Annotated in this window: 24 protein-coding genes; 18 read left to right on the top strand and 6 right to left on the bottom strand. The window is 71.4% G+C overall.

The window, feature by feature from the left end:
* The first annotated feature begins 90 nt into the window (after positions 1-90).
* The 6 genes from gap (at position 91) to B7K25_RS02465 (ending at position 4,601) form a co-directional block, all read left to right on the top strand.
* Positions 91-1,095 (top strand): type I glyceraldehyde-3-phosphate dehydrogenase, encoded by a 1,005-nt coding sequence (gene gap / locus B7K25_RS02490; RefSeq protein WP_084103896.1) that lies wholly within the window; start codon positions 91-93, stop codon positions 1,093-1,095.
* Between the two features lie 84 nt (positions 1,096-1,179).
* Positions 1,180-2,370 carry a phosphoglycerate kinase gene (gene pgk / locus B7K25_RS13915; protein ID WP_084103894.1) on the top strand — a complete coding sequence of 397 codons (1,191 nt, stop codon included), beginning with the start codon at positions 1,180-1,182 and terminating at the stop codon, positions 2,368-2,370.
* Between the two features lie 3 nt (positions 2,371-2,373).
* On the top strand, positions 2,374-3,165 hold the full coding sequence (gene tpiA, locus B7K25_RS13910) for a triose-phosphate isomerase (protein ID WP_084103892.1): 792 nt from the start codon (positions 2,374-2,376) through the stop codon (positions 3,163-3,165).
* A 62-nt stretch (positions 3,166-3,227) separates the two neighbouring features.
* Positions 3,228-3,473, top strand: coding sequence for a preprotein translocase subunit SecG (gene secG / locus B7K25_RS02475; RefSeq protein ID WP_084103890.1), 246 nt, complete (start codon positions 3,228-3,230; stop codon positions 3,471-3,473).
* A 19-nt stretch (positions 3,474-3,492) separates the two neighbouring features.
* Positions 3,493-3,864: an RNA polymerase-binding protein RbpA gene (locus B7K25_RS02470; protein ID WP_084103888.1), complete on the top strand. Its 372-nt coding sequence runs from the start codon at positions 3,493-3,495 to the stop codon at positions 3,862-3,864.
* Between the two features lie 512 nt (positions 3,865-4,376).
* Entirely contained in the window at positions 4,377-4,601 is a 225-nt protein-coding gene (locus tag B7K25_RS02465) for a SelT/SelW/SelH family protein (protein WP_200807824.1), read from the top strand.
* Positions 4,602-4,605: 4 nt separating this feature from the next.
* Here B7K25_RS02465 and pgl read toward each other — a convergent pair whose 3' ends face one another.
* The 4 genes from pgl to tkt form a co-directional block, all read right to left on the bottom strand.
* On the bottom strand, positions 4,606-5,328 hold the full coding sequence (gene pgl / locus B7K25_RS02460; RefSeq protein WP_084103884.1) for a 6-phosphogluconolactonase: 723 nt from the start codon (positions 5,326-5,328) through the stop codon (positions 4,606-4,608).
* A gap of 11 nt (positions 5,329-5,339) precedes the next feature.
* Positions 5,340-6,251, bottom strand: coding sequence for a glucose-6-phosphate dehydrogenase assembly protein OpcA (locus B7K25_RS02455; RefSeq protein ID WP_084103882.1), 912 nt, complete (start codon positions 6,249-6,251; stop codon positions 5,340-5,342).
* Complete coding sequence (gene zwf, locus B7K25_RS02450) at positions 6,248-7,765, bottom strand: glucose-6-phosphate dehydrogenase (protein WP_084103880.1); 1,518 nt, start codon at positions 7,763-7,765, stop codon at positions 6,248-6,250. Before zwf ends, B7K25_RS02455 begins: the two co-directional genes overlap by 4 nt.
* 112 nt (positions 7,766-7,877) lie before the next feature.
* The gene (gene tkt / locus B7K25_RS02445) at positions 7,878-9,941 is read right to left on the bottom strand and encodes a transketolase (protein ID WP_200807823.1); all 2,064 of its coding nucleotides are present in this window, start codon (positions 9,939-9,941) and stop codon (positions 7,878-7,880) included.
* Positions 9,942-10,136: 195 nt separating this feature from the next.
* Here tkt and B7K25_RS02440 point away from each other — a divergent pair, with 195 nt between their 5' ends.
* From B7K25_RS02440 to der, 11 genes are read left to right on the top strand one after another with little or no spacing between them, the layout of a single operon-like run.
* Positions 10,137-11,102: a heme o synthase gene (locus B7K25_RS02440; protein ID WP_084103876.1), complete on the top strand. Its 966-nt coding sequence runs from the start codon at positions 10,137-10,139 to the stop codon at positions 11,100-11,102.
* Between the two features lies 1 nt (position 11,103).
* Positions 11,104-12,018 (top strand): site-specific tyrosine recombinase XerD, encoded by a 915-nt coding sequence (locus B7K25_RS02435; RefSeq protein ID WP_084103874.1) that lies wholly within the window; start codon positions 11,104-11,106, stop codon positions 12,016-12,018.
* Positions 12,015-12,866 (top strand): ParA family protein, encoded by an 852-nt coding sequence (locus tag B7K25_RS02430; RefSeq protein WP_084104506.1) that lies wholly within the window; start codon positions 12,015-12,017, stop codon positions 12,864-12,866. The genes B7K25_RS02435 and B7K25_RS02430 overlap by 4 nt, the downstream gene beginning before the upstream one ends.
* Positions 12,867-12,871: 5 nt before the next feature.
* Positions 12,872-13,738, top strand: coding sequence for a ScpA family protein (locus tag B7K25_RS02425; RefSeq protein ID WP_084103872.1), 867 nt, complete (start codon positions 12,872-12,874; stop codon positions 13,736-13,738).
* Entirely contained in the window at positions 13,731-14,276 is a 546-nt protein-coding gene (scpB, locus tag B7K25_RS02420; protein WP_084103870.1) for an SMC-Scp complex subunit ScpB, read from the top strand. The genes B7K25_RS02425 and scpB overlap by 8 nt, the downstream gene beginning before the upstream one ends.
* The gene (locus tag B7K25_RS02415) at positions 14,276-15,025 is read left to right on the top strand and encodes a pseudouridine synthase (protein ID WP_084103868.1); all 750 of its coding nucleotides are present in this window, start codon (positions 14,276-14,278) and stop codon (positions 15,023-15,025) included. Before scpB ends, B7K25_RS02415 begins: the two co-directional genes overlap by 1 nt.
* A gap of 30 nt (positions 15,026-15,055) precedes the next feature.
* Positions 15,056-15,418 (top strand): chorismate mutase, encoded by a 363-nt coding sequence (gene aroH / locus B7K25_RS02410; protein WP_084104505.1) that lies wholly within the window; start codon positions 15,056-15,058, stop codon positions 15,416-15,418.
* Positions 15,415-16,482 (top strand): prephenate dehydrogenase, encoded by a 1,068-nt coding sequence (locus B7K25_RS02405; RefSeq protein ID WP_084103866.1) that lies wholly within the window; start codon positions 15,415-15,417, stop codon positions 16,480-16,482. The genes aroH and B7K25_RS02405 overlap by 4 nt, the downstream gene beginning before the upstream one ends.
* Positions 16,479-17,156: a (d)CMP kinase gene (gene cmk, locus B7K25_RS02400; protein WP_084103864.1), complete on the top strand. Its 678-nt coding sequence runs from the start codon at positions 16,479-16,481 to the stop codon at positions 17,154-17,156. Before B7K25_RS02405 ends, cmk begins: the two co-directional genes overlap by 4 nt.
* Complete coding sequence (locus B7K25_RS02395) at positions 17,153-17,848, top strand: 1-acyl-sn-glycerol-3-phosphate acyltransferase (RefSeq protein ID WP_084103862.1); 696 nt, start codon at positions 17,153-17,155, stop codon at positions 17,846-17,848. Before cmk ends, B7K25_RS02395 begins: the two co-directional genes overlap by 4 nt.
* Positions 17,845-19,347: a ribosome biogenesis GTPase Der gene (gene der, locus B7K25_RS02390; RefSeq protein WP_084103860.1), complete on the top strand. Its 1,503-nt coding sequence runs from the start codon at positions 17,845-17,847 to the stop codon at positions 19,345-19,347. Before B7K25_RS02395 ends, der begins: the two co-directional genes overlap by 4 nt.
* Before the next feature lie 264 nt (positions 19,348-19,611).
* On the opposite strand, the gene B7K25_RS02385 is transcribed toward der, so the two are convergent.
* Complete coding sequence (locus B7K25_RS02385) at positions 19,612-20,181, bottom strand: DUF4865 family protein (RefSeq protein WP_084103858.1); 570 nt, start codon at positions 20,179-20,181, stop codon at positions 19,612-19,614.
* 9 nt (positions 20,182-20,190) lie between these two features.
* Entirely contained in the window at positions 20,191-20,607 is a 417-nt protein-coding gene (locus B7K25_RS02380; protein ID WP_084103856.1) for a DUF1801 domain-containing protein, read from the bottom strand.
* Positions 20,608-20,714: 107 nt separating this feature from the next.
* Here B7K25_RS02380 and B7K25_RS02375 point away from each other — a divergent pair, with 107 nt between their 5' ends.
* Entirely contained in the window at positions 20,715-21,890 is a 1,176-nt protein-coding gene (locus B7K25_RS02375; RefSeq protein ID WP_084103854.1) for a diguanylate cyclase, read from the top strand.
* The last annotated feature ends 25 nt before the right edge of the window (positions 21,891-21,915 follow it).

Here is a 21,915-nt window from a genome sequence, read left to right as displayed (position 1 = left end):
GACGTGGCCCCACTGCGCACGTCGAGGTGCGCGCAAGCATCCATCCACAACCGCGCCGGGACCTTCCGGCGCAAGTCGAGGAGATCCACTGTGACCATCAAGGTCGGTATCAACGGCTTCGGCCGTATCGGACGCAACTTCTTCCGCGCTGCGATCGCATCGGGCGCTGACATCGAGATCGTTGGCATCAACGACCTCACGGACAACGCGACGCTCGCGCACCTCCTCAAGTACGACTCCATCCTCGGCCGCCTGGGCCAGGAGGTCTCGCACACCGAGGACTCGATCACCGTGGGTGGCAAGACCTTCGCGGCCTCCGCCGAGCGCGACCCGGCCAACCTCAAGTGGGCCGACCTCGGCGCTGACATCGTCATCGAGTCGACCGGCTTCTTCACCGACGCCACCAAGGCACAGGCGCACATCGACGCCGGCGCCAAGAAGGTCATCATCTCCGCGCCCGCGAAGAACGAGGACGCGACCTTCGTCATGGGCGTCAACCACGAGGACTACGACCCCGCGGCTCACCACATCATCTCGAACGCCTCGTGCACGACGAACTGCCTCGCCCCGCTCGCGAAGGCGCTCAACGACGGCATCGGCATCGAGAAGGGCCTGATGACGACGATCCACGCGTACACCGCGGACCAGAACCTGCAGGACGCGCCGCACAAGGACCTGCGCCGCGCCCGCGCCGCCGCCCTCAACATCGTTCCCACCTCGACCGGCGCCGCCAAGGCCGTCGCGCTCGTGCTGCCGGAGCTCAAGGGCAAGCTGGACGGCTACGCGCTGCGCGTGCCGACGCCCACCGGCTCGGCGACCGACCTCACCTTCACCGCGTCGCGTGAGACCTCCGTCGAGGAGATCAACGGCATCGTCAAGGCTGCGGCCGAGGGCGCGATGAAGGGCTTCCTCACCTACACCGAGGACCCCATCGTGTCGAAGGACATCGAGACCGACCCCGCGTCGTCGATCTTCGACTCGGGCCTCACCAAGGTGATCGGCGACCAGGTCAAGGTCGTGTCGTGGTACGACAACGAGTGGGGCTACTCGAACCGCCTCGTCGACCTCACGGTCTTCGTGGGCGACAAGCTCTGACCTTCACAGGTGTCATCGTGACGACGCCCGCGCACGCGCTGCGTGTGCGGGCGTCGTCATGTCACGGAAACGAGGACTGAACCAATGAAGACCATCGACTCCCTGGGCGACCTCACCGGCAAGAAGGTGCTGGTCCGCTCCGACCTCAACGTGCCGCTGGACGGCACCACCATCACCGACGACGGCCGCGTCCGCGCCTCGGTGCCCACGATCCAGCGCCTCCTCGACGCCGGCGCCGCGGTCATCGTCACCGCGCACCTCGGCCGTCCCGGCGGCGAGCCCAAGCCCGAGTACTCGCTCGCGCCCGCGGCCGCACGCCTCGCCGAGCTGCTCGGCCGCCCGGTGACCCTCGCGGAGGACCTCGTGGGCCCGTCCGCCGAGGCCACCGTCGCCGCGCTCGAGCCCGGCCAGGTCGCGATGCTCGAGAACGTGCGCTACGACGCCCGCGAGACCTCGAAGGTCGACGAGGAGCGCGAGGCGCTCGCCGCGCAGCTCGCCGCGTTCGCCGACGCGTTCGTCTCCGACGGCTTCGGCGTCGTGCACCGCAAGCAGGCGTCGGTCTACGACGTCGCGCAGAAGCTTCCTGCCGCGGCGGGTCTCCTGGTGCAAAAGGAGGTCGAGTCGCTCTCGCGCGCCACGACCGACCCTGAGCGCCCGTACGCGGTCGTGCTCGGCGGCTCGAAGGTGTCGGACAAGCTGCTCGTCATCGAGAACCTGCTGAGCAAGGCCGACCGCCTGCTCATCGGCGGCGGCATGGTGTTCACGTTCCTCGCCGCGAAGGGCCACTCCGTGGGCTCGTCGCTGCTCGAGGAGGACCAGATCGACAAGGTCAAGGGCTACCTCGCCACCGCGGAGGCCAATGGCGTCGAGATCGTGCTGCCCGAGGACATCGAGGTCGCCGCGGCGTTCGCCGCTGACGCCGAGCACCGCACCGTGCCGGCCAGCGAGATCCCCGACGGCTGGATGGGCCTCGACATCGGCCCCGAGGCTGGCAAGGCGTTCGCCGCGAAGATCGCGGACGCGAAGACCATCGTCTGGAACGGCCCCATGGGCGTGTTCGAGTTCGAGGCCTTCGCTCCCGGCACGGCGGCCGTCGCGCAGGCCATGATCGACGCCGACGGCTTCTCCGTGGTCGGCGGCGGCGACTCCGCCGCCGCGGTCCGCCGCCTGGGCTTCGACGAGGCCGGCTTCTCGCACATTTCCACGGGCGGCGGCGCGTCGCTCGAACTGCTCGAGGGCAAGGTCCTGCCGGGCCTTGCCGTTCTGGAGGACTGACTCATGGCACGTACGCCGCTCATCGCTGGCAACTGGAAGCTCAACCTCGACCACCTCGAGGCCACCCACACCGTGCAGAAGCTCGCGTGGCTGCTGCGCGACGGCAAGCACGACTTCGAGGATGTCGAGGTCGCCGTGCTCGCCTCGTTCACCTCGATCCGCTCGGTGCAGACCCTGGTGGACGCGGACCAGCTCGAGATCAAGTACGGCGCCCAGGACATCTCGCAGCACGCGTCCGGCGCGTACACCGGCGAGGTCGCCGGCTCGCAGCTGTCGAAGCTCGGCGTCTCCTACGTGGCCGTCGGCCACTCCGAGCGCCGCGAGTACCACGGCGAGTCGGACGAGGTCGTGGCCGCGAAGACCGCTGCGGCGTTCGGCAGCGGGATCGTCCCGATCGTGTGCGTGGGCGAGGGGCTCGACATCCGCAAGGAGGGCACCCACGTCGAGTACACGCTCGCGCAGGTGGACGGCGCGCTGAAGGACCTGCCGGCCGAGCAGGCCAAGGACGTCGTCATCGCCTACGAGCCCGTCTGGGCCATCGGCACCGGAGAGGTCGCGACGCCCGAGGACGCGCAGGAGGTGTGCGCGGCGATCCGCGGTCGCCTCGCCGAGCTGTACGACGCTGAGCTCGCCGACGGCGTGCGCGTCCTGTACGGCGGCTCGGTGAAGTCGAGCTCGATCGCTCAGCTCATGGCGCAGCCCGACGTGGACGGCGGCCTGGTCGGCGGAGCGAGCCTCGATCCCGAGGAGTTCGCGAAGATCGTCCGGTTCCGCGCGCACCAGGTGGGGATCTAGTCCCACTCGGCGCGCTGCGTCGCGTATCCTTGTAGCCGTTCGACCGCGACCTAAGGAGAACTGTGGCGATTCTCGAGACCACTCTGTGGGTGCTGCTGGTGCTCACCAGCCTCATCCTCATCGGCCTCGTGCTGATTCACCGCGGCCGTGGCGGCGGCATCACCGACATGTTCGGCGGTGGCTTCGCCTCGGGTGTGCAGTCCTCCGCAGTCGGTGAGCGCAACCTCACGCGCATCACCTGGATCACGGCGATCGTGTGGGTGATGGTGATCGTGCTTCTCGGTCTCATCAGCCGCTTCGCTTTGTAGAGGGACGACGAGGGGAACCATGGCTGCTGGAAACGCCATCAGGGGCTCGCGCGTAGGCGCGGGCCCGATGGGCGAGGACGAACGCGGCGAGTCCGCGCCTCGCCAGACCGTCAACTACTACTGCGCGCGTGGCCACGTCACGTCGCCGAGCTTCGCGCTGGGCGATGAGACGGACGCGCCGGAGATCCCGCTCGAGTGGGACTGCCCCAAGTGCGGCTTCCCCGCGGGCCTGGACCAGGAGAACCCTCCTGAGCCCATCCGCAACGAGCCGTACAAGACGCACCTCGCCTACGTGAAGGAGCGTCGCACCGACGAGGAGGGCAAGGCCCTGCTCGACGAGGCTCTCACGGAGCTGCGCGCGCGCCGCGAGTCCGTCGCCGTCGCCGACTGACGGCTCGCACCCCGAGGCCGCCCGACCCGCAAGGGGAGGGCGGCCTCGGCGCGTCTCGGCCATCCTGACCAGGACGCGACCCAGCGCCGCGCCGCCACGTCGACTCGCGCATCGGCGCGCCTGCCGGTGCCGTACCAGGACGAGCCGGGCCCGCGCATCGGCGCCACTGCTAGAGCCGCGCTGGCACCCACCCGGCCCGCGCATCGGCTATGCGGAGGCCGGCGCTCCGGCTGCGCCAACTCCCGCACCCGACAGTCACGAACGTCGCGCGCCCGACACGCCGTCGTGTCGCAGCCGCGGGTGGCGTGTCGCTCGGCGTGTTGCGACGCAGATGTTCGGAACTGTCGGTGAGGCGGGACGGTGAAGCGGGACGGTGAAGCGGGACGGAGAAGCCGGGCGCGCCGACACGAGTGGACTAACGGCGGAGCGTTCAGGGCGGCCGAGGGAATGGCCGCGCGGGCGATAGTGTCGTCATGAGGGGCGGGAACGAGCCCGCCCGGATGAGGAGAGTCATGCAGATCGAGATCGAGTACTGCGTCCCCTGCGGCTACCTGGACCGTGCGCTCGACGCGCAGCGGACGCTGCTGAGCACGTTCGGCCAGGGACTGGGAGGCGTGACCCTCAAGCCCGGCGACAAGGGCGTGTTCACGTTCCGCGCCGACGACGAGGTCATCTACTCGAAGCCCGACGAGTACGACATCACGACCATCGTGGAGACGGTCAAGGCGCGTCTCTGACGCGTCAGATGCGGGTCGCCGCCGCCGCGTCGACGAGCCACAAGGTGCGCTCCGAGCCGCGGACGGCTGCGCCCGGCAGCTGAGCGTCCCCGTGGACGCAGCGGGCCACGACATCCGCCTTGGCGGCACCCGCCGCGACCACCCACACCTCGCGGGCCCGGTTGATCGTCGCGAGGGACAGGGTCACGCGCGTGGGCGGCGGCTTGGGTGAGTCGTGCACGGGCAGCGCCGATGCGCTCGCCGGGTCGGACTCGACGTACACCGGGTGACCGGGGAAGAGGCTCGCGACGTGGCCGTCGGGGCCGAGCCCGAGCATGAGGATGTCCCAAGCCGGGTCGCCGGCCTCGGCGATGTCGGCTGCATACGCGGCGGCCGCGTCCTCGGCTGTCGCGAACGCGGAGGACGAGCCCATACGGTGGATGTTGCCCTCGGGCAGAGGCAGCCCGCCCAGCAACGCGGCCTGCGCCTGGCCCTCGTTGCGGTCGGCGTGCCCGGCCTCGACGAAGCGCTCGTCGCCCCACCACACGTGCACCGACGTCCAGTCGATGGTCTGCGCGAGCGGCGAGGCCGCCGCGGTCGCGAGCGTCGCGATGCCGACGGTGCCGCCGGTGACCATGACGTCCGCGCGGTCGCGGTGCGCGAGCACGTCGCCGATGCGCACCAGCAGGCGCGCGGCGGTGGACTGGGCGACGGCGTCCGCGTCGGCGTAGACGATGACCTCAGGCATGGCTGCTCCGTTCAGTCGCGGGAGGCGGCGTAGCGCTCGAGCGCCTCGCCATAGACGGGGTCGTCGTCGAGGCGGCGCAGCTCCTCGGCCAGGCAGTCGCCCAGCGATCGCGCCGGGAGCGCGATCGTGTGGTCGGGCTGGCCGGGCTGCGTGAGCGTCGCGTTGTGGCCGTCGGGGCGGAAGATGCCGATCTCGCCGGACGGGGTCTCGAGCGTGATCGACTGCAGGCCGCGCACCGAGTCGTCGTACGAGTCCTCGATCTCGCATCCGAGCGTGTTCTGCAGCCAGGCGCCCAGCAGCAGGATCGACGGGCTGCCGGTGTCGCCGTGGAGGCGCGCACGGGTGACGCGGCGGTCCTCGACCTGCTCGAGAGCCGCGGCGAGCAGCGCGCGCCAGCGGGTCACGCGGGTCCACGCGAGGTCGGTGTCGCCCGGGGCGTAGTCCGCCGCCATGCGCGCGAGCACGGCGCCGGGCTCGGGGTCGCCCTTCGAGTCGACGATGCGGCGCACGGCCATGGTGCCGATGCCGGTGCCGGCGGCGTTCACAGGGACCCCTGCGGGCCACCACGCCACGATGGGCGCGTCGGGCAGCAGGAGGGGAGTGACGAGCGTGTCGGAGTGCGCGGTCTGCTCGCCGGAGGGGCGCAGCACGACGACCTCGGACGCGCCGGCGTCGCCGCCCACGCGCAGCTCGGCGTCCAGGCAGTCGTCGCCCTGCTCGGCCGGCGCGACGACGATGATGCGGCACGGGTGCTCGCGGGAGGCCACGTTGGCGGTCTCGATGGCGTCCTCGGGATCGGCGTCCGTCGCGTCGATGACGAGGGTCATCACGCGGCTGAGGGAGACCACGCCGCCCTCCTTGCGCGCGTTGACGAGAGCCTTGTTGATCTCCGAGACGGTGGTCTTGGGCAGGGTGATGATCATGGGCGCCTCCAGACGCGGCCGTCCTTCGCGAGCATGGCGTCAGCCGAGGGCGGGCCCCACGTGCCCGAGCGGTACGGCTCGGGCTGGCCGTTGCTCTCCCAATGCGAGGTGATCGGGTCGAGGAGCTTCCACGACAGCGCGACCTCCTCGTGACGCGGGAACAGCGGCGGGTCGCCGAGCAGGACGTCGAGGATCAGGCGCTCGTACGCCTCCGGCGAGGTCTCCGTGAACGCGTTGCCGTACGCGAAGTCCATCGTGACGTCACGCACCTCCATGCCCGTGCCGGGGACCTTGGAGCCGAACTTCAGCGTCACGCCCTCGTCGGGCTGCACGCGGATCACGAGCGCGTTGTTGCCGACCTCGACGCCGTCGATCTCCTGGAAGTAGGGGCTCGGCGCCTTCTTGAAGACGAGCGCGATCTCGGTGACGCGTCGCCCGAGGCGCTTGCCGGCACGCAGGTAGAACGGCGTGCCCGCCCAGCGGCGGTTGGGCACGTCGAGGCGGATCGCGGCGTACGTCTCGGTGATCGAGTCTGGGGAGATGCCGTCCTCGTCGAGGAAGCCGCCCACCTGCTCGCCGCCGCGCCAGCCGGCCGCGTACTGGCCACGCGCGGTGTTCGCGTCGAGGTCGGCGGGCAGCTTGGTCGCCCGCAGCACCTTCTCCTTCTCGTCGCGCAGGTCGTCGGCGTCGAAGGTCGCGGGCTCCTCCATCGCGGTGAGCGCGAAGAGCTGGAGGAGGTGGTTCTGGATGACGTCGCGGGCCTGGCCGATGCCGTCGTAGTAGCCCGCGCGCGACCCGATGCCGATGTCCTCGGCCATGGTGATCTGCACGTGGTCGACGAACTGGCTGTTCCAGATGGGCTCAAACAGCTGGTTAGCGAACCGCAGCGCGAGCAGGTTCTGGACCGTCTCCTTGCCGAGGTAGTGGTCGATGCGGAACACCGAGTCGGGCGGGAAGACGTCCGAGACCACCTCGTCGAGCGCGTTCGCCGACTCGAGGTCGTGCCCGAACGGCTTCTCGATGACGACGCGACGCCACGCGCCGTCGCGCTGGTCCGACAGACCCGAGTCCCGCAGCTGCGTGAGCACCTGAGGGAACGCCGACGGCGGGATCGACAGGTAGAACGCATGGTTGCCGCCGGTGCCGCGGCGCTCGTCGAGCTCCTCCACGGTCTCCCGCAGGCGACGGAAGGCGTCGGCGTCGTCGAAGGTGCCCTGCACGAAGCGGATGCCCTCGGCGAGCTGCTTCCAGGTCTCCTCGCGGAACGGCGTGCGCGCGTGCTTCTTCACGGACTCGTAGACGACGCCCTCGAAGTCCTCGCGGTCCCAGTCGCGACGAGCGAAGCCCGTGAGCGCGAACGCCGGGGGCAGGAGGCCGCGGTTGGCCAGGTCGTACACCGCCGGCATGAGCTTCTTGCGCGCGAGGTCACCGGTCACGCCGAACATGACCAGGCCGCACGATCCGGCGATGCGGGGGAGCCGGCGATCCCGGGGATCGCGCAACGGGTTGTTCACGGGCGGGGCCTCCGAGGTTCGGTAGCGGCGTGATGGTGGTGGGGGCACGCGGGGCGCGCCCCCACCGGAGTCAGTGGTCGATAGTCATGCGGTGGCGGTCACGGCTGAGTGGTCACTGCGCCGCGGCGATCGACTCGCGGGCGACGGCCGCGACGTTCTCGGCGGTGAAGCCGTACTTGCGCAGCAGGAGCGCACCGTCGGCGGACTCGCCGAAGTGGTCGATGGACACCGAGCGGCCAGCGTCGCCAACGACCTCGCGCCAGCCGAGCGCGGAGCCGGCCTCGATCGAGACGCGCGCCTTGAGGGCGGCCGGGATGACCGACTCGCGGTAGTCGGCGTCCTGGCGAGCGAAGCGCTCGCGCGACGGCATCGACACGACGCGCGCCTTCACGCCGTCGGCGGCGAGCGTCTCGCGAGCCTCGAGCGCGATGGACACCTCCGAGCCGGTGGCGAGCAGGAGCACGTCGGCGTCCTCGTCAGCGCCGGCGATCACGTAGGCGCCGCGCAGGACGCCCTCGGCCGACGTGCCCTCGAGCACGGGCAGGCCCTGGCGGGAGAGGATCAGCGCGGACGGGCGGTCCGTCGTCTCGAGGATCGCCTTCCATGCCGCCGCGGTCTCGTTCGCGTCCGCGGGGCGCACCACGTCGAGGCCCGGGATCGCGCGCAGCGTCGCGAGGTGCTCGATCGGCTGGTGCGTGGGTCCGTCCTCGCCCAGGCCCACCGAGTCGTGGGTCCACACGAAGGTGGTGGGGATCTGCATGAGCGCGGCGAGGCGCACGGAGGCGCGCATGTAGTCCGAGAACACGAGGAACGTGCCGCCGTAGACGCGGGTCAGGCCGTGCAGCGTGATGCCGTTCATGATCGCGCCCATGCCGAACTCGCGGATGCCGAAGTGCAGCGTGCGGCCGTACCACTGGGCGTCGGGCCACGAGTGGGTGGACCGACGCGGCGGGATGAAGGACGGCTCGCCGGCCATGGTGGTGTTGTTCGAGCCGGCGAGGTCGGCCGAGCCGCCCCACAGCTCGGGCAGGACCGGCGCGAGAGCTCCGAGGACCTTGCCCGATGCCGCGCGGGTCGCGACCTTGGTGCCGACCTCGAACGAGGGCAGGGCCTCGTCCCAGCCCTCGGGGAGCTCGCGGCCCACGAGGCGCGACAGCAGCTCGGCGCGCTCGGGGTTCTCCGCCTCCCAGCGCGAGAACTGCGCGTTCCACTCGGAGTGGGCCGCCTGGCCGCGGTCCTTCACCTGCTGCATGTGCGCGAGGATCTCGGGCTCCACGACGAACGACTCGGCCGGGTCGAAGCCGAGCACCGACTTGAGGCCGGCGACCTCGTCGGCGCCGAGCGCCGAGCCGTGCACGCCGCCCGTGTTCTGCTTGGTGGGCGACGGCCAGCCGATGATGGTCGACAGGCGGATCAGCGACGGCCTGCCGGTCTCTGCCTTGGCGGCCTCGATCGCCTCGAGCAGCGCGTCGGGGTTCTCCTCGTAGCCGCCCTCGGTGATCCACGACACGTGCTGGGTGTGCCAGCCATAGGCCGCGTATCGGGCCTCGACGTCCTCGGTGAACGAGATGTCGGTCTCGTGCTCGATGGAGATGCGGTTGTCGTCCCAGATGAGGATGAGGTTGCCGAGCTCCTGGGTGCCCGCGAGGCTCGAGGCCTCGGAGGACACGCCCTCCTGGAGGCAACCGTCGCCGGCGATGACGTAGACGTGGTGGTCGAACGGCGACTCGCCGGCAGCGGCGTCGGGGTCGAGCAGGCCGCGCTCCTTGCGGGCCGCCATCGCCATGCCCACGGCGGAGGCCACGCCGGTGCCGAGGGGCCCCGTGGTGATCTCGACGCCGTCGGTGTGCCCGTACTCGGGGTGGCCGGGGGTGAGGGAGCCCTCGGTGCGCAGCGCCTTGAGGTCGTCGAGGCCCAGCTGGTAGCCCGACGCGAACAGCTGCAGGTACAGCGTCAGCGACGAGTGCCCGGCCGACAGCACGAACCGGTCACGCCCGAGCCAGTGGGAGTCCGAGGGGTCGTGGCGCATCACGTTCTGGAACAGCAGGTACGCGGCGGGGGCGAGCGAGATCGCCGTTCCCGGGTGCCCGTTGCCCACCTTCTCGACGGCGTCGGCGGCGAGGACGCGGAGGGTGTCGATGGCGCGGCGATCCGCGTCAGTCCAGTTGACGGTCACAGATTTCTCCCCATGTGTCGTGTGGTGATTCCTCGTCAGCCTACCGGGGACGAGCGCGGCTCGGGCACCGGTGCCGGGAACTCACGGGGTCCTCGCGCCAGGCGTGAGAGCGGCGACATCGGGCGTTCATCTGGGCACGGCGAGACCCGCGTGGTCGCGCATCGGGCGGGTCGCACCCCCAGGTAGGATGGGCCCATGTCCCAGACCCTCCCTGCGCCTCAGGAGGTGACCGCTCCGGCGGTCCCCAGGTGGCTCGAGGCGACCCGGTCGGTCAAGGCGTACGTCGCGCTCACCAAGCCTCGGATCATCGAGCTGCTGCTGGTGACGACGATCCCCACCATGGTCCTCGCGGCCGACGGGTGGCCCTCGTGGACGTTGCTGCTCACGACGCTCGTGGGTGGCGCCCTGTCCGCTGGCTCCGCGAACGCCTTCAACATGTACATCGACCGCGACATCGACGCGGTGATGAAGCGCACGCGCAACCGGCCGCTCGTCACGGGCGCGGTGAGCGAGCGCGGGGCGCTGATCTTCGCGTGGACGCTCGGCGTGGTGTCGACCGCGTGGTTCGTGTGGGTCGTCGGCTCGCCGCTGGCCGCCGTGCTGTCGGTGGCCGCGATCCTGGGCTACGTCGTGGGCTACACGCTCATCCTCAAGCGCCGCACGTCGCAGAACATCGTGTGGGGCGGGGCAGCCGGCTGCATGCCGGTGCTGATCGGCTGGGCGGCGGTGACGCAGTCCCTGTCGTGGACCCCGGTCCTGCTGTTCCTCATCATCTTCTTCTGGACCCCGCCGCACTACTGGCCGCTGTCGATGCGCTTCAAGCGCGACTACGCGCACGCCGAGGTCCCGATGCTGCCGGTGGTCGCCTCGACCCACAAGGTGGCGCTCGAGATGATCGCCTACGCCGTCGCGATGGTCGCGGTCACGCTGATCCTCGTGCCCGTCGCCGGGATGACGTGGGTGTACGCGGCGGTGGCCGCGGGCGCCGGCGCATGGTTCACCGCCGGGTGCGTGCGGCTGTACCGGCGCTCCGAGCGCGGCGAGGACAAGCTGCGCGAGATGCGGCTGTTCAGGGACTCGATCACCTACCTGACGATCGTGTTCGCGGCGATCCTCGTCGACCCGTTCCTCCCCGACGCGCTCACGGTGTTCGCCGGCTGACATGCTCGCGCACGAGCGGGACGCGTACCTCGCGCACGTGACCGTCGAGAAGGGCCTCAGCGTCCACACCGTCGCCGCGTACCGACGGGACCTGAGCCGCTACAGCGCGTTCCTCGACTCCCGCGGACGTGCGGGGCTCGCGGAGGTGACGCGCGCGGACGTCGCCGACTTCTCCCAAGCGATCGGCACGGGGGCCGACGGCGGGCGGCCGCTCGCGCCCGCATCGGCTTCACGGACCGTCGTGGCCGTGCGCGGCTGGCACCGCTTCGCCGTGGCGGAGGGCTGGACGGGCGACGACGTGTCGCTCGAGGTCAAGCCGCGCGCGATACCCAAGCGACTGCCCAAGGCGATCTCGACCGACGACGTCGCCCGCATCCTTGCCGAGGCGTCCCGCGAGGGCGAGGCGGGCCTGCGCGACCGCGCCCTCCTCGAGCTGGTGTACGCCTCCGGTGCGCGCATCTCCGAGGCGACTGGCCTCGACGTCGACGACGTCACGCTGGTGCCGGGTGAGGCCGCCGTGCTGCTGCGCGGCAAGGGGCGCAAGGAGCGGGTGGTGCCCATCGGCGGGTATGCGGCCGATGCGCTCGACGCCTACCTCGTGCGCGCTCGGTCCGCGTTGGCCCAGGGCGGGCGGGGGACACCCGCGCTGTTCCTCAACACCAGGGGAGGGCGCCTGTCGCGCCAGAGCGCGTGGGCGATCCTCAAGTCGGCGGCAGACCGCGCACAGGTCCCGGATGTGTCGCCGCACACGCTCCGTCACTCGTTCGCGACCCACCTGCTCGCGGGCGGTGCGGACGTGCGTGTGGTGCAGGAGCTGCTGGGCCACGCCTCGGTCACCACGACGCAGATCTACACCGCCGTGACCCAGGACGCGCTGCGCGAGGTGTACGTCGCGGCGCACCCGCGTGCCCGCTGAGCATCGCCCCTGGCTCACGGTACTGTGGGCGCGTGAGTGAGTTCCCCGTCCCGTCACCCCTCAGCGGTCACGGCCCGGCGCGCGTGATCGCGCTGTGCAACCAGAAGGGTGGGGTCGGCAAGACCACCACGACGGTGAACCTCGCGGCCGCGCTGGCGGAGTACGGGCGCCGCGTGCTGGTGGTCGACTTCGACCCGCAGGGAGCGGCATCGGCCGGCCTCGGCGTCAACGCCAACGAGCTCGACACGACCATCTACGACCTGCTGATGCGCTCGGGTGTGAAGGCCTCCGACGTCATCCACTCGACGGGGATCGACGGCCTCGACCTCATCCCCGCGAACATCGACCTGTCCGCCGCCGAGGTCCAGCTCGTGGGCGAGGTCGCCCGCGAGTCGACCCTCGCGCGCGGCCTGCGGTCCGTCGCGGACGACTACGACGTCATCCTCATCGACTGCCAGCCGTCGCTCGGCCTGCTCACGGTGAACGCGCTGGTGGCGGCGCACGGCGTCATCATCCCGCTCGCGTGCGAGTACTTCGCGATGCGCGGCGTGGCGCTCCTGGTCGAGACCATCGACAAGGTCCAGGACCGGCTCAACCCCCGCCTGACGATCGACGCGATCATCCCCACCATGTACGACGGGCGCACCCTGCACGCGCAGGAGGTCGTCGAGCGCGTCCAGCAGAAGTTCGGCGACCGGGTGACCGAGTCGATGATCCATCGCACCGTGAAGTTCCCCGACGCGACCGTCGCGGCGGAGCCGATCACGACCTTCGCCCCGCGCCACGCCGGCGCCGAGCAGTACCGCTCGCTCGCGCGCGAGCTGGTCGCGCGCGGCGTCGCGGCCTGAGCGCGGTGGCCGCCGTCCCCGAGACCGCTCCCGCCGAGCGGCGCGGCTTCGAGGTCCACCTCGACAACTTCGAGGGCCCCTTCGACCTGCTGCTGTCGCTCATCTCCAAGCACGAGCTGGAGATCACGGAGGTGGCGATCGCCCGTGTGACCGACGAGTTCCTGGCGACCATCGCCGCGCACGAGACGGACTGGGACCTCTCCCAGGCGAGCGAGTTCCTCGTGGTCGCAGCGACGCTGCTCGACCTCAAGACCGCGCGGCTGTTGCCGCAGGGGCAGGTCGAGGACGCCGAGGACCTCGAGCTCCTGGAGGCGCGCGACCTGCTGTTCGCGCGACTGCTGCAGTACCGGGCCTTCAAGCAGGTGGCGGGCACGTTCGAGCAGTTGCTCGAGGCGCCGCGGAGGGTTCCGCGCGACGTGCCGCTCGAGTCCCACTTCGCGATGCTGCTGCCGGAGCTCGTGTGGTCGGTGACGCCGGACCAGCTCGCGCGGCTCGCGGCGCACGCCCTGCAGCCGAAGGCCACCGACACGGGCGTCAGCATCGCCCACCTCCACGCGCCGGCGGTGAGCGTGCGCGAGCAGGCCGTGGTGGTGTCGTCGCGCCTGCAACGCGACAAGGTGGTGACCTTCAGGTCCCTCATCGCGGACGCCGATCATGTCAACGTGGTGGTCGCGCGCTTCCTGGCCCTGCTTGAATTGTTCAAGGAGGCCGTGATCGCCTTCGACCAGATGCGCTCGCTCGGCGAGCTGACCATCCGGTGGACGGGCGGCGACGACGCGGAGATCGAGGTCTCGGCAGAGTTCGACGAGGCGGCCGCACCTCCGGAGCAGTCGCAGCCGAGCGTGCCACAGGAGAGCGGTGAGAATGACTGACGTGCACACCAGGGGAGCCACCGAGGCGATCCTCATGGTGGTCGACGAGCCCGTTGCGGCGGCGGACATCGCTGCCGCGATCGACGCCACGATCGACACGGTGACCGCGGCGCTCGTCGCCCTGCGCGACGAGTACGCCGACCCGGACGCGCCGCGCGGATTCGAGCTGCGCGAGGTCGACGGCAGGTGGCGCGTGTACTCGTCGCGCCTGTACGCCGATGCGGTGGGGGCCTTCGTGGTCGAGGGTCAGTCCGCGCGCCTGTCCCAGGCGGCGCTCGAGACCCTCGCGGTCGTGGCCTACCGGCAGCCCGTGACGCGTGGCCAGGTCTCGCAGGTGCGCGGCGTCAACGTCGACTCGGTGATGAAGACCCTGAGCGCGCGTGGCCTCGTCACGGAGGTGGGCGAGATCGGCGGCGCGCTCCAGTACGGCACGACCACCGAGTTCCTCGAGCGGATGGGGCTCGCGACGCTCGACGACCTGCCCGAGCTCGCGCCGTACCTGCCGGACCTCGCCGACGTCGACGGGGAGGGACGCTGATGGGTGAGCTCGAGGTCCACCGCCCGGAAGGCGTGCGCCTGCAGAAGGTGCTCGCAGCCGCCGGGGTCGGGTCGCGCCGCAAGTGCGAGGTGCTGATCGAGCGCGGCCTGGTGAAGGTCGACGGTGAGGTCGTCACCCAGCTCGGCGTGCGCGTCAACCCCGACGAGGTCCGCATCGAGGTGGGCGGCAAGCGCATCGTCGTCGACGACCGTACGGTGACGGTCGTCCTCAACAAGCCGCGCGGCGTCGTGTCGACGATGTCAGATCCGCAGGGCCGACCGGCGCTCGACCAGTTCGTCACGGAGTACTCCGAGAGGCTCTTCCACGTCGGCAGGCTCGACGCCGAGACCACCGGGGTGCTGCTGCTCACCAACGACGGCGAGCTCGCCAACAGGCTGGCGCACCCCACGCACGGGGTGCCCAAGGTGTACGTGGCCAAGGTCGAGGGCCAGGTCGCGAAGTCGCTGTGCACGCGGCTGCGCGCGGGCGTCGAGCTCGAGGACGGGCCGGTGCGCGTGAGCGACTGCGCGATCCTCGACGTGTCGAAGGGGCACTCGCTCGTGCGCGTCGAGCTCCACGAGGGCCGCAACCGCATCGTGCGCCGCATGCTCGACAAGGTGGGTCACCCCGTGGTCGACCTGGTCCGCACCGACTTTGGCCCCATCGGGCTGGGCACGCTGCAGCCCGGGGAGGTGCGCCGCCTCAACCGTGAAGAGGTCGGGGCGCTCATGGAGGTCGCGGGACTCTAGGCCGGCCATGCCACCGATACGATGGTGGGCATGCCAGTCCGAGCCATCCGCGGTGCCACCACGCTCGACGTCGACGACAGGGACCACCTGCACGGCCGGACCCAGGAGCTCGTCGAGTCGCTGATGAGCGCCAACGCTCTCGAGCCCGACGACGTCATCTCGGTGATCTTCACCTGCACGCCCGACATCGTCAGCGACTTCCCTGCCGCGGCCGCCCGCGAGCTGGGCTTTGGCGCGGTGCCCCTCATGTGCGCCCAGGAGATGGCCGTGCCCGGCGCGCTGCCGCTCGTGGTGCGGGTGCTCGCCCACGTCGAGACCGCGCGCGAGCGCGCCGACGTCACCCACGTGTACCTTCACGACGCCGTCGCGCTGCGGCGCGACCTCGCGCAATGACCGCGCCGTCCTCCCGCACTCACGTCATCGGCGCGGGGCTGATCGGAGCGAGCATCGGCATCGGCCTGTCGACCGAGGGCTGGGACGTCACCATCGAGGACGCGGACGCCGAGGCAGAGGCCCTCGCGCACGCCATCGGCGGCGGCGGTGCGCTCTCTCCGAGTGCCGATGCGCTCGACCCCGAGCTCGTGATCGTCGCCGTGCCACCCTCGGCGACGGCGGCCGTGGTCGCACAGGCGCTCGACCGCTGGCCCTCCGCCGTCGTGACGGACGTCGCGAGCGTCAAGGCGCCCATCGCCGCCGCCGCGGACGCGACCGGCCACGGCGACCGCTACGTCGGCTCGCACCCGATGGCCGGCAGGGAGATGTCCGGCGGGCTCGCCGCGCAGGGCGACCTGTTCAAGGCCCGGCCGTGGGTGATCTGCGCCAACGGCGCCGGCCGAGACGCCGTCGAGCGCGTGCGCGCGCTCGCCCACGCCCTCCAGTGCGACGTGGTCGAGATGGAGGCACCGGCCCACGACGCCGCCGTGGCACGCGTGTCGCACGCGCCCCAGGTGGCGGCCTCCGCGGTCGCCGCCGCGCTCGGGCCCCTGCACGCCGATGACGTGGCCCTCGCGGGCCAGGGCCTGCGCGACGTCACGCGCATCGCCGGATCCGACCCGCGCATGTGGGCGGACATCGCCCGCCTCAACCGGCCCGCCCTCATCGCGACGATCGACCACATCATCGCCGACCTCGAAGACATCAGGGACGCCGACGACGTGGGTGAGGCCGTGACCGACCTCATCGAGCGCGGCCGGGTCGAGGTCGGCAGGATCCCGGGCAAGCACGGCGGCGCGCAGCGCGAGTGGACGCCCGTGACCGTCATCGTGCCCGACACGCCAGGACAGCTGCTGCGTCTGCTCACGGATGCCGCGACCGTTGGCGTCAACGTCGAGGACATCACCATCGAGCACTCGCCCCGCCAACTGGTGGGACTCACGACGCTGCACGTGCTGCCAGCACGCGCGCAGGAGCTCGCGCGAGCGCTCGCCGACAACGACTGGGAGATCGCAGCACCATGAGCGGAATCGTCATCGCCATCGACGGGCCGGCTGGAACGGGCAAGTCCACCGTGTCCCGTGAGGTCGCCACGCGGCTCGGCCTCGCCTACTTCGACACGGGAGCGACCTACCGGGTGGCGACGCTCGCGTGCCTGCGCGACGGCGTGGACCTCACCAGCACCTCCGACGTCGCGGCGATGGTCGCGACCATGAACGTGGAGCTGATCCTCGACGCGCGCGCGCCCCGCGTGCTGCTCGACGGCGAGGACGTGTCCGCGCAGATCCGCACCGACACCGTGGCGCTCACCGTGTCGAAGGTCGCGACCAACCTCGAGGCGCGCCCGATCCTCCAGGAGATGCAGCGTGAGGTGATCCGACGCGAGGTCTCTGGCGGTCTGTCCGAGGGCCGCGGCATCGTCGCCGAGGGCCGCGACATCACCACGGTGATCGCGCCCGAGGCCGACGTGAGGGTCCTCATGACGGCCGACGACGAGGTGCGGGTGGCGCGCCGCGCCGGCGAGGGCGCGGACGTCGCGACCGTGCGCGAGGCCGTGCTCGGGCGCGACCGCAAGGACGCGACCGTGGTGAGCTTCCACGAGGCGGCGGACGGCGTCCACACCCTCGACACCACCGACCTGACGATCGACGAGGCGGTGCGGGCCGTGATCTCCCTCGCGCACGAGGCCCAGCTGTGACCCCTCCCGACGCGCCCAGCCGATGGGGGCCGCGATGGTCCCGATGGGTGGGCCGCTTCCTCGCCCGCGTGCTGTGGGCGACCGAGGTGCGCGGCCGCGACCGGCTCCCGCGCCACGGTGCGGCGCTGGTGGTCGCGAACCACGTCGGCTTCATCGATGGTCCTGTGCTCCACGGCATCATCCCGCGTGGCTCGCACTTCCTCATCGGCGACCACATGTTCCGCGGCGTGCTCGGTCCCATCCTGCGCGCTGCGGGCCAGATTGAGGTCGACGGTTCGGGACGCGTGGCACTGCAGCAGGGCCGCGCCGTCCTCAAGCGCGGTGACGTCGTGGGCATGTTCCCCGAAGGCACCAGGGGAGCCGGTCGCGCCGACGCGGTCCACGGGGGCGCCGCCTGGCTCGCGCTCCAGACGGGCGCGCCCATCGTGCCGACCACGATGGTCGGGACGCGCCACAGCGGTGAGCCGGTGGGAGTGTGGCCCGCGCCGCGCCGCAGGATCCTCGTCGACTTCGGCGAACCCGTGACGTTGGAGCCGCCCGCGGACCTCCGGGGCCGCGCACGCCAGGAGTGGGCGGCTGAGGCGGTGGCGGCCGCGCTGCGCAGCCAGGTCGACGCCACACTGGCCACGACAGATCTTGAGCTCCCCGTCGACGACGGCGGGCGAGCGACCCCAGAGGAGGCAACCGCATGAGCGACGACCAGGAGTACCGCGGCGTGGACGACGTCCCGGCACCGGTGGCGGTTCCGTCGGACCCCGAGGAGAGCCTCGACGAGGTGCGCGAGGCCGCGCTGCGCGCTGGGCTCGAGGAGTACGACCTCACCGCCGAGGACCTCGCCGCGCTCGCCGGTGAGGTGCCCGTCGAGACCGAGAGCGCGCTGCCGACCCTCGCGGTCGTCGGCCGCCCCAACGTCGGCAAATCGACGCTCGTCAACCGCATCATCGGCAAGCGCCTCGCGGTCGTCGAGGACACGCCCGGCGTGACCCGTGACCGCGTGTCGTACCCCGCCGAATGGGCGGGCGTGGACTTCATGCTGATGGACACCGGAGGCTGGGAGGCCAAGGTCCAGGGCCTTGACCTCTCGGTCGCCCAGCAGGCCGAGGTAGCGATCGACATGGCCGACGCGATCCTCTTCGTGGTCGACGCCACGGTCGGCGCCACCGCGTCTGACGAGAAGGTCGTCAAGCTCCTGCGTCGGTCGGGCAAGCCGGTCGTGCTCGCCGCCAACAAGGTCGACGGACCGCAGGGCGAGCTCGAGGCCGCGGCGCTGTGGAACCTCGGACTGGGGGAGCCCTACCCGGTGAGCGCCCTGCACGGACGCGGCACGGGAGACCTGCTCGACGCTGCCATCGCGATCCTGCCCACCGAGCTTCCCGAGGTGGAGGTCGACCCGGATGCCCCGCGCCGCATCGCGCTCGTCGGCCGTCCGAACGTCGGCAAGAGCTCGCTGCTCAACCAGCTCGCGGGCGAGCGCCGCGTCGTCGTCGACGAGACGGCGGGAACCACGCGGGATCCCGTGGATGAGAAGGTCGAGATCGCCGGACGGTCGTGGACGCTCGTGGACACCGCGGGCATCCGGCGCCGGGTCCACATGACCAAGGGCGCCGACTTCTACGCGTCGCTGCGCACAGGAGCCGCGATCGAGCGCGCCGAGGTGGCCCTCGTGCTCCTCGACGCCTCGGGACCGCTCACGGACCAGGACACCCGCGTCATCTCGCAGGTCATCGAGGCGGGCCGCGCGCTCGTGCTGGTGTTCAACAAGTGGGACCTCGTCGGCGAGGACGAGCGGTTCCTGCTCGATCGCTCGATCGAGAAGGACCTCGTGCAGCTGTCGTGGGCGCCGCGCGTGAACCTGTCGGCGCGTACGGGGTGGCACACCAACCGGCTCGTGCCCGCCATCGACCTCGCGCTCGGCAGCTGGGACCAGCGCATCTCCACCGGCCGCCTCAACTCCTTCCTGGGCGAGCTGGTCGCCGAGCACCCGCACCCGGTGCGCTCCGGCAAGCAGCCCAAGATCCTGTTCGCGACGCAGGCCTCGGCCCGGCCCCCGCGGTTCGTGATCTTCTCGAGCGGCTTCCTCGACCCCACCTACCGCCGCTTCATCGAGCGCCGGCTGCGCGAGAACTTCGGGTTCGAGGGCACGCCCATCCAGATCTCGGTGCGCGTGCGGGAGAAGCGCAAGCGCCGCTGACCCGCCGCGCGGCCCTCACGCGGGCTGGCGGCCTGCGGTGTGAGCGATTCCCACGGACGGAGGCCCGTTCCGTACGTCAGGGACGGCGGAGAAGCCTGCGGTCACGCACGAAGGTGTGGCGAGTACGCGAGATTCGGCGCGCATCGGCCGGTCCTCAGCGCGAGGCCGTCGGGCGGAGGTGAGGGGTCGCATGCCCAGGCTGCGACGACGTGGAGGGTGGGTGACGGCGGAGTCTCGCCGCGACCCGGCCGCGACTGGACCGGCTCAGGAGGTCGGGGCGGGCGGCACCGCGAGGTGCGCGAGCGCGTAGACGCTGCCGCCGTCCCCGCGCGGCAGGCCCCGCCGCAGATCCGCGCCGAACGTCGCGCCCGAAGCGGCGTCGACGCAGCGCAGCGAGGCGCTCACATCTCGGCTGCGCATCGCCTTCGCGCTGGCCGCGCTGGCGTCCTCGGCGATCGTGGACAGCGCCGAGTCCGGGCGCGCCGGCGACGTGGTCACCTCGAGGTGATCCGCGTCGGCGAGCGCGTCGCGGTCGACCTGGAGGCCCGCGACGGGCCACAGCGCGACGTCCACGTGGCCGTACTGCGCTCGCACGCGCTCGAAGCCCCCGGAGTCCCACAGGTAGGCCCCGAGGCGGGAAGTGTTGGACCAGACCGACAGCATCAGGTAGCGGTGGACCGTCGCCCCGTCGGCGCCCGCCTGGCGCACGGCGTGCGCGAACCACAGCAGCCCAGGCGCTGCGTCGTGGGCGACGCCGTCCGCGGCGATCCGCTCGAGGACGCGGGGCATCGGGTAGTCGCGGGGCAGGTCCACGGAGCACTGGAGCGCGATCATGCGCCCAGCCTAGGCGTTCGCGTCGAAGTCCCCGTGCTGGTAACCGAGGTCCACGAGGTCGCGCAGGACCTCCTCGTCGATGTCGTCGAGCCGCTTCACGTAGACGCAGCTCACGCCGGTCGTGTGCGGCCCAAGGCGCTCGAGGAGCGCCTTCTGGCCGGGGTCCTCGTTGAGCCCGTAGAGAGACAGCTGCGCCTTGCGCGGCGAGAAGCCGACGCGGAGCATGTCTCCCTCGCGGCCCGAGGCGTAGCGGTAGTGGTAGCTGCCGTAGCCGACCATGGTGGGGCCCCACATGACGCCCTCGTCGCCTGTCACCTCCGACATGAGGGCATGCAGTCGCAGGCCCTCCTCGCGACGGCGCTCGGGCATCACGCTGGCGAGGAAGTCCTCCACCGACTGCGGCGTCGGACGGGTCTTGTTGGCCATGCGACCACTCTACGGACAGGCTCGCCCGCCCGCCGGGACGCGGCAAACCTGTGAGTCCTGTCACGTTGCACTGTGGCGCGAAGGCTCTCGACCACTAGCGTGGCGGCATGCTCGACGTCCCGACCCTACGTGTGGTGCTCGGAGGCGTGTCGCTCCTGGTGCTGGTGCTGTTCTACCTCGCGGTGTATCGGCCCACCCGCTCGGCGTTCTCGGGCTGGTGGACGATCGCGCTCGTGGCGACCGCATCGGGCAGCTCGCTCCTGCTCCTCAACGGCACGGACGCTCAGGTCGTCGCCAACCCGCTGTCGGGCGCCGCATCCGCTGTAGGCGCGACGGCGGTGTGGTTCGCCGCTCGATCGGTCCGTGGCCTCGCGGTGCCGCGGTGGCTCATGCCAGTGGGTGCGATCTTCGTCGTCGCTGCGGCGGCGCTCGAGCGCCCGGCGAGCTCGGTCTGGGCGGGTGACGGCGTCGAGTTCGCCTACATGGGGGCGATGTTCGTGCTGGCGGCGCGGGAGATGTGGTCCGCGTGGCGCTCGGGGTGGGGCGAGGACCGGCCGCGAACGGTGGAGTCTCAGGTCGCGACCCTCGTGAGCGCGCTCGCCGCGTCCATCCTCGCGGTCCAGTACGTCCTCCGCTTCGTCCTGTACGTCGCGGTCGGGCCCGAGGGCTCGCTCTTCCTCGCGCTCGGCGGGCCGGGTGTGACCGCAGTGGTGATGCTGCTCAGCCTCGTCGCGGTGACGTTCAGCGCCTCGGCGCTCGGCTGGGAGCAGCAGACGGTGCGGCTACGCCAGCGTGCGATCACCGATGACCTCACAGGTTTGTTGGGGCGCCGCGAGTTCTGGCACCGCGCGCAGGAGGCGATCGAGCGGCACGCGCTGCGCGGCGGACCCGCACCGGCGCTGGTCATCGCCGATCTCGACCACTTCAAGGCGGTGAACGACGGCTATGGCCACGCTGCGGGCGACCGCGCGATCGTGCAGTTCGCGCGGACGCTGCGCGACGCCACTGGCCGGCGGGAGTTCGCCGGACGGCTCGGGGGCGAGGAGTTCGGCGCGGTGATCCTCGTCGCGGACGCCGCGGCCGCGGCGGCGCGCGCGGAGGAGATCGCCGCAGCGTACGCCTCGACCGGCGAGCGCCAAGACTTCCCGTTGCCGACCGTGAGCTTCGGCATCGCCGTGCCCAGTGCCGACCAGACGCTGGACGAGCTGTTCGCTGATGCAGATGCCGCGCTCTACGAGGCGAAGCAGGGCGGCCGTGACCAGGCGGTGGTCGCGGGCGGCTGACCGTCCGCGTGGCGTCCGGCGACCA

The sequence above is a fragment of the Demequina sp. NBRC 110056 genome (genome assembly GCF_002090155.1).
GTDB lineage: Bacteria > Actinomycetota > Actinomycetes > Actinomycetales > Demequinaceae > Demequina.
Note: the sequence above shows the minus strand (reverse complement) of the source record. Positions and strands in the feature narration are given on the sequence as shown.